The organism is Flavobacterium algoris (assembly GCF_048158525.1).
Taxonomy (GTDB): domain Bacteria; phylum Bacteroidota; class Bacteroidia; order Flavobacteriales; family Flavobacteriaceae; genus Flavobacterium; species Flavobacterium algoris.
In genome coordinates, this window is record NZ_JBLNKT010000001.1 from 36,968 (window position 1) to 53,008 (window position 16,041).

13 protein-coding genes are annotated in these 16,041 nt (G+C 34.5%); 2 read left to right on the top strand and 11 right to left on the bottom strand.

The genetic code is table 11. From position 1 onward, the window contains the following. Nucleotides 1–4 precede the first annotated feature (4 nt). The 4 genes from feoB to ACM55I_RS00145 form a co-directional block, all read right to left on the bottom strand. Nucleotides 5–2,107: a ferrous iron transport protein B gene (gene feoB / locus ACM55I_RS00130; protein WP_416844769.1), complete on the bottom strand. Its 2,103-nt coding sequence runs from the start codon at nucleotides 2,105–2,107 to the stop codon at nucleotides 5–7. Beyond that, nucleotides 2,101–2,343 (bottom strand): FeoA family protein, encoded by a 243-nt coding sequence (locus ACM55I_RS00135; protein WP_416844770.1) that lies wholly within the window; start codon nucleotides 2,341–2,343, stop codon nucleotides 2,101–2,103. The genes feoB and ACM55I_RS00135 overlap by 7 nt, the downstream gene beginning before the upstream one ends. Before the next feature lie 168 nt (nucleotides 2,344–2,511). Further along, nucleotides 2,512–3,177 carry an SCO family protein gene (locus ACM55I_RS00140; RefSeq protein ID WP_416844771.1) on the bottom strand — a complete coding sequence of 222 codons (666 nt, stop codon included), beginning with the start codon at nucleotides 3,175–3,177 and terminating at the stop codon, nucleotides 2,512–2,514. 135 nt (nucleotides 3,178–3,312) lie between these two features. Next, nucleotides 3,313–5,631: a TonB-dependent receptor gene (locus tag ACM55I_RS00145; RefSeq protein WP_416844772.1), complete on the bottom strand. Its 2,319-nt coding sequence runs from the start codon at nucleotides 5,629–5,631 to the stop codon at nucleotides 3,313–3,315. 826 nt (nucleotides 5,632–6,457) lie between these two features. Here ACM55I_RS00145 and ACM55I_RS00150 point away from each other — a divergent pair. Beyond that, nucleotides 6,458–8,521: a M13 family metallopeptidase gene (locus ACM55I_RS00150; RefSeq protein ID WP_416844773.1), complete on the top strand. Its 2,064-nt coding sequence runs from the start codon at nucleotides 6,458–6,460 to the stop codon at nucleotides 8,519–8,521. Nucleotides 8,522–8,581: 60 nt separating this feature from the next. On the opposite strand, the gene ACM55I_RS00155 is transcribed toward ACM55I_RS00150, so the two are convergent. From ACM55I_RS00155 to ACM55I_RS00180, 6 genes are all read right to left on the bottom strand, one after another. Next, nucleotides 8,582–9,511 carry a DMT family transporter gene (locus ACM55I_RS00155; RefSeq protein ID WP_416844774.1) on the bottom strand — a complete coding sequence of 310 codons (930 nt, stop codon included), beginning with the start codon at nucleotides 9,509–9,511 and terminating at the stop codon, nucleotides 8,582–8,584. Then, nucleotides 9,501–10,316, bottom strand: coding sequence for an SDR family oxidoreductase (locus ACM55I_RS00160; protein WP_416844775.1), 816 nt, complete (start codon nucleotides 10,314–10,316; stop codon nucleotides 9,501–9,503). Before ACM55I_RS00160 ends, ACM55I_RS00155 begins: the two co-directional genes overlap by 11 nt. A gap of 2 nt (nucleotides 10,317–10,318) precedes the next feature. Then, nucleotides 10,319–10,807 (bottom strand): ORF6N domain-containing protein, encoded by a 489-nt coding sequence (locus tag ACM55I_RS00165; protein WP_416844922.1) that lies wholly within the window; start codon nucleotides 10,805–10,807, stop codon nucleotides 10,319–10,321. Between the two features lie 88 nt (nucleotides 10,808–10,895). Further along, a complete protein-coding gene (locus ACM55I_RS00170) occupies nucleotides 10,896–13,217 on the bottom strand; it encodes a M28 family peptidase (protein ID WP_416844923.1) in 2,322 nt (773 codons plus the stop codon). A gap of 99 nt (nucleotides 13,218–13,316) precedes the next feature. After that, complete coding sequence (locus tag ACM55I_RS00175; RefSeq protein ID WP_416844776.1) at nucleotides 13,317–13,667, bottom strand: hypothetical protein; 351 nt, start codon at nucleotides 13,665–13,667, stop codon at nucleotides 13,317–13,319. Continuing rightward, nucleotides 13,664–15,193 carry a GNAT family N-acetyltransferase gene (locus tag ACM55I_RS00180; RefSeq protein ID WP_416844777.1) on the bottom strand — a complete coding sequence of 510 codons (1,530 nt, stop codon included), beginning with the start codon at nucleotides 15,191–15,193 and terminating at the stop codon, nucleotides 13,664–13,666. The genes ACM55I_RS00175 and ACM55I_RS00180 overlap by 4 nt, the downstream gene beginning before the upstream one ends. 186 nt (nucleotides 15,194–15,379) lie before the next feature. Between ACM55I_RS00180 and ACM55I_RS00185 the strand changes: the two genes are divergently transcribed. Continuing rightward, on the top strand, nucleotides 15,380–15,712 hold the full coding sequence (locus ACM55I_RS00185; protein ID WP_416844778.1) for a single-stranded DNA-binding protein: 333 nt from the start codon (nucleotides 15,380–15,382) through the stop codon (nucleotides 15,710–15,712). Nucleotides 15,713–15,853: 141 nt separating this feature from the next. Here the strand turns inward: ACM55I_RS00185 and ACM55I_RS00190 are convergent, their stop codons facing one another. After that, complete coding sequence (locus ACM55I_RS00190) at nucleotides 15,854–16,024, bottom strand: hypothetical protein (protein WP_416844779.1); 171 nt, start codon at nucleotides 16,022–16,024, stop codon at nucleotides 15,854–15,856. Nucleotides 16,025–16,041 lie beyond the last annotated feature (17 nt).

A 16,041-nucleotide genomic window follows, 5' to 3' on the forward strand; every position in this document is an offset into this window, starting at 1 on the left:
ATCTTTATTTTAGAATTTGATAGGCAATCAATGCTACAACATAGGCAAAGCCACTCATGAAAATAAGTTGTCCTAAAGGCCATTTCCAGCTGTTGGTTTCTTTTTTGGTAATCGCCAGTGTACTGGCACATTGCATTGCAAAAGCATAAAATAATAGGAGCGATATCCCTGATGCAAAATTGAATATTTTCTGACCTGTCTCTGGATTGATTTCGGATGCCATTTTGTTCTTTATGGTGACTTCATTATCGCTTCCGCCAACACTGTAAATAGTCGCTAATGTTCCCACGAATACCTCTCTGGCCGCAAATGAACTGATGATGGCAATACCTATTTTCCAATCGTAACCTAAAGGAGAAATCGCCGGTTCAATAGTTTTTCCCATTAAACCAATATAAGAGTTTTCTAATTTTTGTGAGGCAACTGCATTGTCAAATTCTGTTTTTAAGAGCGGTTTGTCTTTGGTTTTTTCAACGACAATCGTTTCTGCATTATTGAATTTTTCTCCAGGACCGTAGGAAGCCAAAAACCATAAAACAATCGAAATAGCCAAAATGATTTTTCCTGCTCCAAAAATAAATGCCTTTGTTTTTTCGATTACATTAATTCCCACGTTCTTAAAAAGAGGTAATTTATAATTGGGCATTTCAACAACAAAGTAGGTTTTTCCTTTTATTTTTAGAATCTTATTTAAAATATAAGCCGAAAAAATTGCCATTCCAAAACCCAAAAGATACAATAACATCAAGGTCATTCCTTGCATATTCAAAATCCCAAAAATGCGCGTGTCAGGAATCACCAGTGCAATAATGATGGCGTAAACAGGCAATCTTGCTGAACAAGTTGTAAAAGGCGTTACCAATATGGTGATGAGTCTTTCTTTCCAGTTCTCTATATTTCGGGTTGCCATAATCGCAGGAATCGCACACGCTGTTCCTGAAATAAGCGGTACAACGCTTTTACCGGACAAACCAAATTTCCGCATGATTTTGTCCATCAGGAAAACTACTCTGCTCATATAACCACTTTCTTCGAGAATGGAAATGAACATAAACAAGAATGCAATTTGTGGGATAAATATCAAAATTCCGCCAATTCCGGGAATAATTCCTTGCGAAATTAAATTGGTTAAAACTCCAGCTGGTAAATGGTCAGCAGCCAGAGAACTCAACGAAGCAAAAGTGCTGTCGATAAAATCCATCGGAATTTTAGACCATTCGAAAATAGATTGAAAAATGACGAATAAGATTAAAAAGAAAATGACATAACCCCACACTTTATGCGTCAGGACACGATCCAGTTTGCTTCGGAAATCTTTAGCGACAGTTTCATCCACTTTCAATCCTACTTTCAGCACATCATTGATAAACTGATAGCGTTTTATGGTTTCTTTTTGTTGTAAACGTTTTAAATCCGAGTGTGATTTGGTCAACGAACTTCGAATTTCATTACGATCTAAATTTAGGAAATTCACATCCTGAGTGATGACCAGCCATAATTTATACAACAATTGGTTAGGGAATGTTTTGCGCAACGTATTGAAATATTCTGGATCAATACTGGATGCATTTAAACACGGTTCACTAGAAATCGTTTTGTAGGTGACAATTAATTTTTTTAATTCATCGATTCCAAAACCTTTTCGAGAACTAATCAACGCAATCTTGGTTTTTAAGTGTTCTTCAAGATAAGGAATGTCCAGCGTTATTCCCTTATACGCCATTCTATCAGCCATGTTTATGATAAGAATAGTGGGGATTTCTAAATCTTTTATTTGTGTAAAAAGAAGTAAATTACGTTTCAAATTTTCTACATCGGTAACTACAAGGGCTACGTCTGGATATAATTTATCGTTTTTATTCAGTAACAATTCAATAACAACATTTTCGTCAATGGAACTGGCATTCAAGCTATACGTCCCGGGTAAATCCAGAATGTTGGCTTTTACATTATTGGGTAATTTGCAAAATCCAATTTTTTTCTCCACCGTAATTCCGGGATAATTGCCCACTTGTTGGTTTAAACCTGTCAATTGATTAAAAACCGAAGTTTTACCTACATTGGGATTTCCTATTAAAGCGACATTAATGTTTCGATTGCTTACCATAAGTTGGTTTTCATGATTTCTACTTCGATTTCTCTTGCAGTTTCTACACGAATAGCAACATGTGAACCGTTAATATTTAAATACAAAGGATCTCCAAAAGGAGCAATTTGAAGTAATTCTACCATATTTCCGGGTAAACAACCCATTTCTAATAGTTTTAAAGGAACGATATCAATATCAAAATCTTTGATAATGGCTTTTTCGCCTTTTTTGAGGGACTGTATCGTTGTTCGCAAGACTTATTTAGATTGAATTAAGATTGCAAAAGTACATATTATAATGCCAAAACAAATGATAATTATCATTTTTGTAACCTTTTGGGATAAATAAAAGTTAAGAAATGTAGACTGTTTACGGGACTAATAAAGAAAGGAAACGGCTGGAGTCCAATTTTTTAATCTTTTTTATTCGGTACACAAAAAATTAATATCCTCTATCAAACGTTTCATGTCTTCTTTTTTAGTTCCGTCATAAAAACCACGAACCCGTCTTTTAGTGTCAACCAAAACAAAATTTTCGGTGTGAACCATATCATACAATTGATCTGGTCTCCCTAATTTTACGGCCAAATAGGATTTTCTTGCCATCGTGTAAATGGCTTTTTTATCGCCGGTTACCAAGTTCCATTTGCTGTCAACAACTCCATTTTTTATCGCATATGCTTTCAAAACTGGTATGCTGTCTATTTCCGGGAAAACGGTGTGGGAAAGCAACATTACTTTTGGGTTATTGATAATTGCTTTTTGCACTCCGGCTAAATTAGTTGTCATTTTTGGACAAATAGAACCGCAAGTAGTAAAGAAAAAATCAGCAACATACACTTTTCCTTCATAATCTTTCTGGGTGATGGTTTTTCCGTTTTGGTTTACAAACGAAAAATCAGCAATGGTATGGTATTTACTGATGTATTGAATGGTACTGTCTACTAATTCTGGGTTTACATCTGAAGGATTAAAAATAGGTAGTGTTTTACTTGGTTTTAGAGCCACATAAAACAAGTAAATTGTTATGATAGAAAAGACTAATAAAACACCAAAGAACTTTCGGTATTTATAAAAAATAGATTTCATAAAAGTAATTTGGAGCAAAAATACGAAAAGGTAATTTTAAAAAAGAATCTCTTTTAATTTTATCAAATTTGAAAAGCAAAAAAATTAAAAACAGCTGTATTTTAAGACAAATACTATTGCATTCCTTTATCATTTTTAAAATTTAACTATTAAATTGCAAAATAGCTGTCTTCCATGCTGTAAAAATTGTTTTGGACCACCTATTCTTATATTAGGCTGATAGAATTCTGTATCAAAAATATTCGTAACCAGTAATTGTGTAGTAATTTCGGCATCGTACACTTTTATTTTTACATAAGAAAATGTCAAATCTACCTTAGCATAGGATGGAATGGTAATTATTTGTGTAACATCCTTATTGCCATGTTTTGCTTGAATTTGAGAATAATAATTGATCCTTGAATTGATTGTAAAGTTATCAGTTGTATTAAAAGTCAAACCTCCGGTTATTCTATGGGGATAAACGCCCAGATTTACGGTACTGACACCAGCGTAATCATCAGCATCTTTTTTAACATAAGAATAACCAATTTCAGTTCTAATTTTTCCTGTTTTATAAAACAATTGGCTCTCAATACCAAAGACATTTATTACATTATCTGAATTTATGAACCCTCCCGTTTCGGTAGGTTCAATAAAATTTGTTGCCCTATTTTTGTAGGCAACAATATTTGCTATTAAATTACTTGTAAACGATTGATTAATTCCAATCTCAAAAGTATTCATACGCGCCGGATTAAGTTCATTAACCACATTTTTTGCGGATGAGGCACCAAGTTCAAAAATATTAGGTTCCCGGAAAGCCTGTCCAAAAAGAAATCGTATCGAAGTTTTTTGAAATGGGGTGTAAACTAAACCACTGCGAAAGGTAAGAATGGATTTATAGATATTGTGATAATCAAATCGTCCGCCCAGCGTGATATATAATTTATCAAAAAGCGTTTTTTGCAATTGTAAAAATAGGGAGTTTTTATACTGACGAAAAAATGGTTTGCGCATTCTATTTTCGATAGATCGTGTTTCATCAAAACTAGGATTTAATTTATCCGTAGAAAGAGCTAAACCTAACAAATCAAACAGATCAAAACTATACCCTCCGATAATAGATACCGTTTGACTTGGAACATAATTCAATTGTATATTTCCTTTATATCGTTTGGAACCTGAACTCGATTGCTGTGAATATGCCATCATAAAATTGTCATTAATTTCATGATTCGTAAGTGGTACGTCTGGATTATGCCCGTTTTTTACAAGAGAGTCATAGATAGCGTTGTCAAAAGTGTAGTTTACTCCCCAGAATCTTTCTTTATAAAATTGAAGTTCGGTATTAATTTTAAGTTTGGCAGTAATTTCTTTTTCCATACCAGCATAATACAAGGCTAATTGACGGAAATCACTTTGATTCGTGTAATCTAACGAAATGTTTTCAAGTCCTTTGCTGCCTTTAAGCTCATAACCCTCTACTCCCAAATAAAAACCTTTATAAGAAATTTTTGCAGCATAGGGAAGCGACCAGCTAGTCTGTTTAAATTCTTGGTTTACGGGAAATGCATTAGAAGGAACTCCTTGTCTGAAATTTAGGGTGTCTTTTATAAAATCTTTATAATCCCAAAGATTGCTACGGAAATATCTAAAACTACCACTAATACGAAAATCATTTAGATTTCGTCCAAAAACAATGCTTTGAGATTGAGTTGCTTGTGTTCCAACTCCAACATTATATTCTATTTTGTTAAAATCAGGAGAGTCATTTTTTGTTATGATATTAATAACTCCAACTAAAGCATTTGCACCATAAAGAGCAGAAGCCGGACCTTGCAGAATTTCAACCTGTTTTATGTTATGCGTTGCAAATTGTGTTGAAATAAATGTTTCGGAAGCAAATAAATTTTGCATTTCTCGTCCGTTTACCAACAGTAGCGTTTGCGAAAAATTACTTAAAAAACCACGTTGTCCACCAAAAGTAAAATGGTCAGTTCTTATGGCCACCATACCTGGAACGTTTTCTAGTAAATTTGTTAAATCAGTGTAACCGTTTTCAATAATATCTTTTTCAGTGACAACATAAATTGTTGCTGGTGCGATTTTTTGATTCTCTGGTTTTTTAGAAGCAGTTATAACTTCAACATTCATTAGTTCTTCCAGACTGAGTTCAAAAAAATCAACACCGGCAATCAATGTTATGTTTAAATTTACCGTATCACTGGTAATTTCAACCACTTGCACTTTGAAATTTTCTTTTGTAAATTCAAGAGTTTCTGTAGTCGCCGGTACTTCAATTGAATACCTTCCTGCCGCATCTGTAAAAGTTTTTAGGGCTGTGTTTTTCACACTAATTTCTACGCTTTCAATAGGTCTGTTTGTTTTGTCGGTTATTACCCCAGTTACTATTCGTTGTGCAAAAACTATATTTACTGTGAGAACCAATATAATAAATAAAGATTTTTTCATGATTTCTTTTTTTATTAATAATTGATAATTTGTTGGTAAAAAAAATGGTCTCTTCAGGTAGGACTAAGTAATTTTAATCAACTCCATAAAACATTTTTTCTGTTCCCTTTTAAATAACCACTGGCTTTGTATTATCTCCATTTTTAGAATCTAATTATCCTGAAAAATAGTTTTATCGTATTTACAATTTGGTTTTGATAGTATGTCGATAATTTTTTTTTAAGGATGAAGTTAGTATTGTAAAGTATCACATCCTTGGTGATTTCGGCAACTGTTTTTTCATTAAAGAAAAACCAAAAATGATTTTAATGCCACAGTATGCGTTTTTGTAGTACTGTAACTACAGCGTTTGGATAGTAACCAGTATTTAAATTTTTCTATTTGTGTTCTTGCTTCTGTAGATGGAAGTGTCGTACTTTCTTCTTATATTTTATTATCGAATGTATTATGCAAGTTCTAATCACCCAAAGTTAGGCGCTATCTTGCCGTTTCAAACGTATGACCAAATCCATTTTTTTAAAGAAACGACAAACGGATTTTCACTTCAGTGTTTTATGGGTATTGCTATTGAAGCTTTTTTGGTTTTGGCTTATTAAAGTTAGTGAATTTTTTGTTTTTCGTCGCTATTTTTTTAGTAAAATAGATGAAAAAGCAGCTGAAAAAATTATCTCTCGATTAAAATCGAAATTTAGAGTAGCAAAATTGAAAATACGAAGAGAAGATCTTAATTCTAAGTATTTAACAAAATGTTATTCGAATGTGAAACTTAACAAATATTAAAAATATTATTGATAAGTTTGTGTATACGTCTTAACCATTATAAAAAATGAAAAAACAATTTAGTAAACAGTTTCTTTTTGTGATTCCTGCAATCTTTGGATTCAATGTTAGTAATGCGCAAAATGTTCCAGTGCATTTGCAACCCGGAATTAATCTTTCTAATATGGATACAAAAGTCAGATCTAACGATGACTTTTTTAGATATGTAAATGGAACATGGCTTGATAAAACAGAAATTCCAAGTGATAGAACTTCATGGGGAAGTTTTAATGAGTTATTAAAAAAGACCGATAAAGATGCATTAGCCATCTTGAAAGAGGCTTCTCTGAATCCTCTTTACAAGTCCAATACAGATCAAGGAAAAGCGGTCAATCTTTTCAAATCAATCCTGGATACAGTTGCGAGAGAAAAAGAGGGAATAAAACCATTAAAGAAATATTTAGCAAAAATTGATGCCGTAAAAAATATTCAGGATTTACAAAATTTGTTAATTGAAATGGAACCGATTGGTGGTATTGGTTTTTTTGGTGTAGGTGTAGGAGCAGACGACAAAAATAGTACTAAGAATTCCGTTAGTTTGGAAGTTGGAAGATTAGGTTTACCTGACAAAGATTATTATACTTCAGATGATAAAGATTCTAAAGAAAAAAGAGGTAAATATGTACTTCACGTAGAGCGAATGCTCCAGTTTATTGGTGAAAACCCAGCGCAGGCAAAAGCAAGTGCAATCAAGATTTTAGCATTAGAAACGGCAATGTCACAACCTAGATTAGACCGTGTTGAAAGAAGAGACAGTAGATTGCAGTATAATCCGATGACGATTGCCGATTTACAAAAAATGATACCAATAATCAATTGGCAAAATTATTTTGCAGGGGTTGGCTTTTCAAAATTGGATTCCATAATTGTTACCCAACCACGATACATGAAAGCCATGCAAGCTGTTTTCAAAGAAAATAAAGTGGAAGATTGGAAAGAATATTTGAAATGGTCTTTACTCAGTAAATCTTCAGGACAATTGACTGCAGCTATTGAAGCAGCTAATTTCGACTTTTATGGTAAAACCTTAACAGGAGCTAAAAAGCAAAGACCTCGTGAAGAAAAAGCCTTGCAAACGGTAAATAACACAATTGGTGAGGCACTAGGGAAATTATATGTTGAAAAAATGTTTCCTGCTGAAGCCAAATTTAAAGCGGAGAAAATGATTAAAAATGTTATTCTGGCGTATCAAAACAGAATAAATAATTTGACTTGGATGTCTGCCGAAACAAAAATTAAAGCAATTGAAAAATTAAATAAAATCACGGTAAAAATTGGTTATCCAGACAAATGGAAAGATTATTCGGCTTTAACGATAATTAGCCCATCTGAAGGAGGTAGTTATTTTGAAAATGTAAAAGACCTTTCCCGTTGGAGTTTTCAAAAAGACTTAGATAAACTCAATAAACCAGTTGATAAGACTGAATGGGGTATGTCACCACAAACTGTAAATGCATATTACAATCCTTCGTATAATGAGATTGTGTTTCCAGCGGCTATTTTACAACCTCCTTTTTACAATTATCAAGCAGATGAAGCCGTAAATTATGGTGGAATTGGCGCCGTAATCGGACACGAAATTTCTCATGGATTTGATGATTCAGGAGCGCGATACAATGCCGATGGTAACCTTGTAGACTGGTGGACAGCCGAGGATTTAAAACAATTTACTGCTCTAGGAACGGCTTTGGCTGACCAATACAGTGCTTTAGAGCCTTTGCCTGGAATTCATGTGGACGGAAAATTCACTTTAGGAGAAAACATAGGTGATTTAGGCGGGGTAAATGCTGCTTATGATGGATTACAGATGTATTTAAAAGAAAATGGAAATCCTGGATTAATAGACGGTTTCACGCCTGAACAACGTTTCTTTATTTCTTGGTCTACCGTTTGGCGTACTAAAATGCGTGATGAAGCTTTAAAAAGTCAGGTGAAAACAGATCCGCATTCTCCAGGAATGTTCCGTGCGTATGTGCCAATCCAAAATTTAGATGCATTTTATAAAGCATTTGGAATTCAAAAAGGAGATGGTATGTTTATTGAACCGGAAAAACGAGTGAAAATATGGTAATAGATTAAGCTTAATTAGAGATAAAAGTCCCGTTTGTAATTATTCAGACGGGACTTTTGTTTATACTATCTTACGCCCTTTTCTTAAGGAATAATTCACCATATACAATCCTGTTAATGTTACTGCTCCTCCAATGGCTATTGCAGTTGTAAGTGATTCACCAAAAATAATAGTGCCTAAAATGACCGCTACAATTGGGTTAATATAAGCATAAATACTATTTATTTCTGCAGGTAGGTTTTGAAGAGCATAGATAAATGCTATGAATGTAAGAACAGAACCAAAAATCACTAAATAAGCAATTGACAACCAGGAAATCATAGGGATAGAACTTAAACTTACTGATGTTCCGGTAGCGCCGGTAAAAGCAAAAAGCAAAATACTGGATAAGAACATTTGTAATCCTAAACTAAAATAAGGATTGAAACTGGCTGCTTTTTTCTTAGTATATAAGGTTCCAAACGCCCAGGTTAACGTAGAAATTATCGAAATGAAAATCCCAAATCTAAAATCGGGAAGTAGAAAATCGCTTAAATGATCGTAGAAAATAACGCATACACCACCAAAACTCACCACCAGACCAATAACGGCTAATCGTGCCAATCGTTCGCCCCTAAAAAAACTGATAATAACAACCCATAATGGAACAAGAGCACCTATAATAGCACCTAAACCACTACTGATATACTTCACGCCCCAAGTGCTTAGTCCGTTGCTTAAAACGAAATTAAGAATGCTGAGAATGATAATTGTTTTCCATTGTTTTCCTTTTGGCCATGGTGTTTTTTTAAACATAAAAAAGGAAATATAAAGAACCCCGCCTATAAATTGTCTGATACCTGCGAGCTGTAAAGCCGGCATGTGTTTGACTCCCTCTTTTGAAGCAATCCAAGTGGTGCCCCAAAAAAAACTAACCCAGCATAACGCTAATATGGGTAAGCCAATGGTATTGATTTTAGATGAAAGGGCATTTTTAATTTTAGTTCTCACTGTATAAATTTGGTTTTGTAAAAGTATAATTTAAAATAGTTTCTACTTTATCACTCAAAATAATTTTTCCTATTGATGGTGCTGAATGATTAAATTTTGGCAAAGCCAAATTCAAACGAATTGCTTTTTGGGTATAATACCTTTCTCGTGAAGGATGTGATGGCGTTACCGCATTGAAGGTTTCATTCCAAGAATTATCCTCAATAATCTTTAGAATAATTCCTATGCAATCTTCCTGATGGATCAGATTTATAGGCGCTTCGGGATTGTCTAGATTCTCGCGACCAGCCAGAAATTTTACTGGATGTCGGTCTAAGCCAATTAAACCGCCAAAACGCAGCATAGTAGTTTTGAAGTTTTTATTGCTTTGCAAAAGCTGTTCTGTTTCCAATAATTGTTTTCCACTTTCGGTATCAGGATGAGGTGTTGTTTCCTCTGATACGACAGCATGAGTATCTCCATAAACGGAAGTGGAGCTAATGAAAATCAATTTATTAATAGAAGATTTTTCTATAAACGGAATCACATTTCTAATTTTTGAAACGAAGTTTTCTGTCCCTGAACCACGAAGCTTTGGTGGAACATCAACTATCAAAATTTCAGAATTTTCCAAAAAACCGACTATGTTTCCATCCGTTTTAACTTCCGAAAGCGCAATTAAAAAAGGATTAATTCCTGAATTTTCCAACACTGATAATTTCTCCACCGAAGTCGTCGATCCATTTACTGAAAATCCTTTTCCTAATAAGGCTTTCGCCAAAGGTAAACCCAACCAACCACAACCCAAAATGCTAATTTTTGTCATTTTTATTTTTTGTAACCAATTTGTTTGCGTTCTTTTTGAATCGCTTCTTTTTCGTCTTTCCGGATAAGATAATTCAATGCTTCATACACATCACTAAACTTCTTGTCGTATTTCGTTTCTATTTCCAGCAATTTTTCATTGAATTCTTTGTGTTCCAAAGTATATTTTCGAATCATCACAAAAGTACGCATGATAGCGATATTTACATGAATTGCCACATCCGAATTTAAAATGCCACTCAACATGGCGACACCTTGTTCAGTAAAGGCAAAAGGATTGTATTTTCTATATTTACCTCTGCCAACATTCTCTAAGGTCACAATTTGTGACCTTAGAGAATGATATTCTTCTTCTGATAATTGAAACATAAAATCAACTGGAAATCGTCTGATGTTTCTTTTTACAGCTTGATTCAATACTTTAGTCTCTACTTCATAAAGTGCAGCAAGGTCAAAATCAAGTATTACCTTTTGGCCACGGATATCGTGTATTTTAGATTGTAATGTATTTAGCTACATCAAATTATGGTTTTACAATATAGTTATAATATGGGGTCACAATTTGTGATGACATTTTTTGCTATTTGACTTTCAAACTGTCTTTTGCAACAGTCAAGCTATCTTTTACAACAGGGGTAACAATGCTACTATTCAAAGTGTTTACAGCCACTACTGGACTTGGTTTTATTTTTTCTTTAATCACTACCGCATCATTTAGGACGAACGGCGTTGGCATCATCCAGTTTTCTCTTTTTGCCATTCCAAATAAAGGATTGGTCATTAAGTCAAAAGAACTTTCCATTAATTGCATGTCAAAAACAGTTGACGTATTTATAGTGAATTGTATTTCCAAAGGTACATTGTCAACTACATAATAACTCAATATTTTTTTGTCTTTTCGTTGGTATAAAGAATTTTTCTGACCTAATGAGGTTACGCCATTTGCTTTGAAATTATGAATTACCATTTTTTCATTGGCAAAAATATCATAGCGGTTTACGTTTCGGTTCGGTGAGATTCGTATTTTCAAATACCTTTGATTACCCACAATCTTGTCTTCAAGAAATTCGATAGTTGGTTTTTCTAATGCTTTTAGGGGAGCTTCCGCCTGGTACGTAAACTTGGAATTGTATTTACTGAATAATGGCGTGTCTTCCATGGTAGTCGCTTCTTTCATGTTTTCGCCTAAATAGCCTTTGGTCCAGGAATCAAGATTGGTGTCATACGTTATCCAATTGGCTTGGTTCGAATCGGCATTATAGACGTACAATAAACTGTTTGATTTGGCTTTTCCAAATTCGTACCCCGATTCGGAATGTGCTTTCGCAAAAAAGCCTATGGCGAGTACAAAAAACACTAATGACCAGATTCCCTTTTTGGCGAAAGCCCCAAAAACGGGCAACAATAAACCGAAGGTCAATACAGTAAGAATGGCGCTTCCAAACAGTACTTTTAATCCCAAACCAATAGGGAACATTTGAATAAATGGCGCTATGATAATCAAAGCAGGAATGCTGCAAATAAGATTTAGTATTTTATTAGATCTTTGGGTAACAATAAAAACACTAAATATAAATAGCCCAAAGTAAACCGGAATAATCAAAAAGCCTGCACCTTGTAAAGCAAAAGCAAGACCTCCGTTGATGATAATCCATAAAGATAATGGTGCCACATAATGATTCATTGTTACCTTTTTGGCAGAAAATCGGTTGTAAAATGCCAAACTTATCGCTAAAGCCAAAAGTACAAATGCAGCGATATAAGCGTGTCCATTATACGTAAATCCGTTGAGTAAATCGTTGTATTGCGGGTAGATTTTTAGTAACGCTTTCCATCCAAAAAAAGTAATTAATCCAGTAACGATTAAGGAACCCAAAAACGGTATAAATCCGCTGCAAATTTCCCGGAATGATAAAATGCGCTTGGCTTTTCCTAAAAATAACAGGAAAATAAACAATGCCAATGCGATTACCACCATTGGTAAAACCCAACTGAAAGGATAGCTTATAAAAGTATATGGAATGGTAAAATAAACATCGTCATCAGTCGCTTGTGTGGTATTCAAATCTGCATTCGAAAAATAATTTAACAAAGGCATTAAGTACGTGCCTTGATGTGCTAACGTGTTTTTGTTCAAATGGTTGATGTCATCTTGAGCGGTATGATAATTAAAATGGTCGTCAATAAAGGCAAAATTATAGCCTTGAATATTCCCTTGTTCCCTGAAAACAGTCAAATCCGTATCATTGGGCAACATTTTATAAATGCTATACATCAAGGAATTTGATACTGGAAAAGTAGCTTTTGCGGCAGCAAATTCTTTCACCAATCCGGCATTTCCCTTGTTGGTTTCCATCAACATATAACTAGGACCTGAAGAACCGCGTGCCTCAAAGTTCAGTACTAAACCAACTTCTTTTGCCCATTGGTGTTGGGTTACAAAAAGTGCTGCGCCATTCAATCCCAATTCCTCCGCATCCGAAAACAGAATGATAATATCGTTTTTATGTGGTGTTTTATTGTACAAAAAAGCACGCACACTCTCCAATATTGTCGCAACACCGGAACCGGCATCGCTTGCGCCGTGAGAATAGGAATGCGGTGCGCTGTCATAATGGGTAAGCAGCAGTAAAGCTTTAGAACTATTGGTTCCTTTTATTCGAGCCAGTATATTTTTAGATTTTACCAGATTTCCCCAATCGCTCAACGTATATCCTTCTTGAACAGTTGTTTCTAATCCAAGTTTGTTAAGCTCTTTTTGGAGATAGTTCGCTACGACTTCATGATTTTGGGAACCTACATAATGGGGTTGTTTTGAAATGGCCTCTACTTGTGCGTAAGCCCTTTTAGTCGAAAATTCAGAAAGTGGACCTTCGTCATCCGAAGTCCAATGTGGCATCATCGTAAAGTAAATCAATACCAAAATGACTAGGATAAATAAACTGGCAAAAATGGAGGAATAATCTTTTTTCATTATTGGCTAGATAGATTTGGGGGGTTGTTAAATATCTTTTTTGACTAATATGTAAAAATCATTGTCCAAAAGCATATAGCCCTGGTCGTATAGGAAATAGTAGGTATTTCCTGTTTTGGTTTGTAAAATATTGGTAAAAAACTCAAAATCAAAACCCTTGCTTAGGAGTTTCGCCCGAGTGGTTTTTGATTTTCCTTCAACATTAAGTTCGGATAGAATGCGGTAATTCTTGCGCAACTTGTTGTTTACGTTGCGCATAAAATTTGTACTGTCTTTGTTTATCTTGTTATTGTAGGCATTCCGACAACCGTCGCTGCAAAACTTTTTATCTTCGCGGCCTACAATTTTTTCTCCACATTCTAAACAGGTTTTGTTCATGGATTGAGTTTTTTAATTTCGTATAAATCAGTCCTGCGGTCTTTTAGGATTCTGGCACTTCCATGTTCGTGAAGCTCTTTAAGTAAATTCAAATCGACATCTACAATCAAAGTCATTTCAGTATTAGGCGTCGTTTCCGCTTTTATTCCGGTGCTGGGAAACGCAAAATCCGAAGGTGTAAAGACAGCCGTTTGTGCATATTGGATGTCCATATTGTTCACTTTTGGAAGATTCCCCACACATCCTGCAATCGCTACATAACATTCATTTTCTATGGCTCGGGCTTGTGCACAGTGTTTTACTCTGGTGTAACCACTTTGGGTATCGGTTAAAAACGGGACAAATAAAATATTCATTTCTTCATCGGCCATTAATCGCGCCATTTCCGGGAATTCAACATCATAACAAATCATGATTCCTATTTTTCCGCAGTCAGTATTAAAAGTTTTAATTTGTGAGCCGCCTTTCATTCCCCAATGCAAAACTTCATTTGGAGTGATGTGAATCTTATAATACATTTCAGAGGTTCCGTCTCTTTTGCAAAGAAACCCAACATTGTACAAAGTGCCGTTTTCTAAATAAGGCATACTTCCTGAAATGATATTAATATTATACGAAATAGCAAATTCCTGAAATTTTTTGCGAATAGGATCTGCATATTTTGCTAGCTCTCTAATGGCATCAGGTTCCGATAAATGATTGTAATCTGCCATAAGTGGTGCAATAAACAACTCTGGAAAAAGAGCAAAATCACTCTTATAACCGGATACAGCATCAATAAAAAATTCGGCTTGTTCAAATAAGGCTTCGAGATTTATTAACGGACGCATTTGCCATTGAATTAATCCAAGTCTGATGGTACTTTTTTGGGTGTTTATTAATTGAGGACTTTCATCATAATAAATATTATTCCATTCTAATAGCACAGCAAATTCTTTAGAATCGGCATCGCCCGGCAGATAGTTTTTCATAATTCTCATCACATGAAAATCATTACTCAACTGAAAAGAAAGCACAGGATCATGCAATTCTTTTAGTTTTACTTTCTCAATATATTTTTTGGGAGTCAGCTTTTCAGCGTGTTTATTATAATTTGGAATCCTTCCGGCAAAAACGATAGCCTTTAAGTTTAATTTTTCACACAATTCTTTTCGGGCATCATACAGTCGTCTGCCAAGTCGCAAACCTCTGTAATCAGGATGAATAAATACATCAATTCCGTACAGAATTTCCCCTTTTGGGTTGTGTGTCGAGAATGTAAAATTTCCGGTTATTTTAGCATAATTAGGATTTTTGTCAACTAAAATTTCGGCTACAATTAATGATAGCGCTGCGCCAACCACTTTTCCATCGGCTAAAATCACCAACTGTCCTTCAGGAAATAGGTCCAGTAGTTTCTCAATATCTTGTTCTTTCCAATACGAATCTGCCATTTCCGGATACGATTCCACCATTGATTTCTTTAACTGCTTATAGTCGTCAAACGCTAGATTTCGTAATTCTACTTTTTTTATTTTCGTTTGCATAAGAAGTTGATTTCCATCAAATATAATCAAATATTTCCATTTACAAACGGTTACAAATAGTTACAACCGAAAGTAAACAGTTAGTAACCGAATAAGTTTTGGAACCCGTCGCATCTTTGCCATGTTGATTTGAGACAATGATTCAACAAATAACTTATATACACTAACATTTAAATTTTACACGCCATGAATGCATTAAGAAACAAAGTACAGTTAATTGGACACGTAGGGAATGATCCGGAAATCAAAGTTTTTGACGGAGGAAAAAAATTAGCCAATTTTACAATAGCGACAAACGAAAGCTACAAAAACGACAAAGGGGAAAAAGTGGAAGAAACCCAATGGCACAAACTGGTAGCTTGGGGAAAAACTGCTGAAATTATAGAAAAATATGTTGCCAAAGGAAAAGAAATTGCCATTGAAGGCAAATTAACCCATCGAAGCTACGATGATAAAAATGGTGAAAAACGCTATATCACTGAAGTCGTGGTTAACGATGTGCTTCTTTTAGGGAAATAGTTTTTTAGTGATCAGTCCCAGTTTACAGATATTGTAATGTTGCAAATTGTGACTGAAAATCAAACAAAAAAACCATCGACTGTCGATGGTTTTTTTAACTAAATGTGTGGACTGCGACTGTAAACTGCGACGAGACACTTTTTATTTTTCTTTTTTTCGTAAATCAAATCTAGGGCAACGTTTGCAACGCTTGTTTTCCCCTTCTTTATAACTTTCACAACATTTTGATTTGAGTTTGCCCTTAGGAGCATCCTTTTTATCGGACTCTTTTTTTTCTTTTTTCTTTTCCTTATTTTTTTTCTTTTTACTCAATTTTTAAAGTATTAAAA

Excerpts from the sequence above, each read along its gene's own strand:
- feoB (WP_416844769.1), bottom strand. The coding sequence starts at position 2,107 with ATGGTAAGCAATCGAAACATTAATGTCGCTTTAATAGGAAATCCCAAT.
- ACM55I_RS00140 (WP_416844771.1), bottom strand. The coding sequence starts at position 3,177 with ATGAAATCTATTTTTTATAAATACCGAAAGTTCTTTGGTGTTTTATTA.
- ACM55I_RS00145 (WP_416844772.1), bottom strand. The coding sequence starts at position 5,631 with ATGAAAAAATCTTTATTTATTATATTGGTTCTCACAGTAAATATAGTT.
- ACM55I_RS00150 (WP_416844773.1), top strand. The coding sequence starts at position 6,458 with ATGAAAAAACAATTTAGTAAACAGTTTCTTTTTGTGATTCCTGCAATC.
- ACM55I_RS00160 (WP_416844775.1), bottom strand. The coding sequence starts at position 10,316 with ATGACAAAAATTAGCATTTTGGGTTGTGGTTGGTTGGGTTTACCTTTG.
- ACM55I_RS00170 (WP_416844923.1), bottom strand. The coding sequence starts at position 13,217 with ATGATGCCACATTGGACTTCGGATGACGAAGGTCCACTTTCTGAATTT.
- ACM55I_RS00175 (WP_416844776.1), bottom strand. The coding sequence starts at position 13,667 with ATGAACAAAACCTGTTTAGAATGTGGAGAAAAAATTGTAGGCCGCGAA.
- ACM55I_RS00180 (WP_416844777.1), bottom strand. The coding sequence starts at position 15,193 with ATGCAAACGAAAATAAAAAAAGTAGAATTACGAAATCTAGCGTTTGAC.
- ACM55I_RS00185 (WP_416844778.1), top strand. The coding sequence starts at position 15,380 with ATGAATGCATTAAGAAACAAAGTACAGTTAATTGGACACGTAGGGAAT.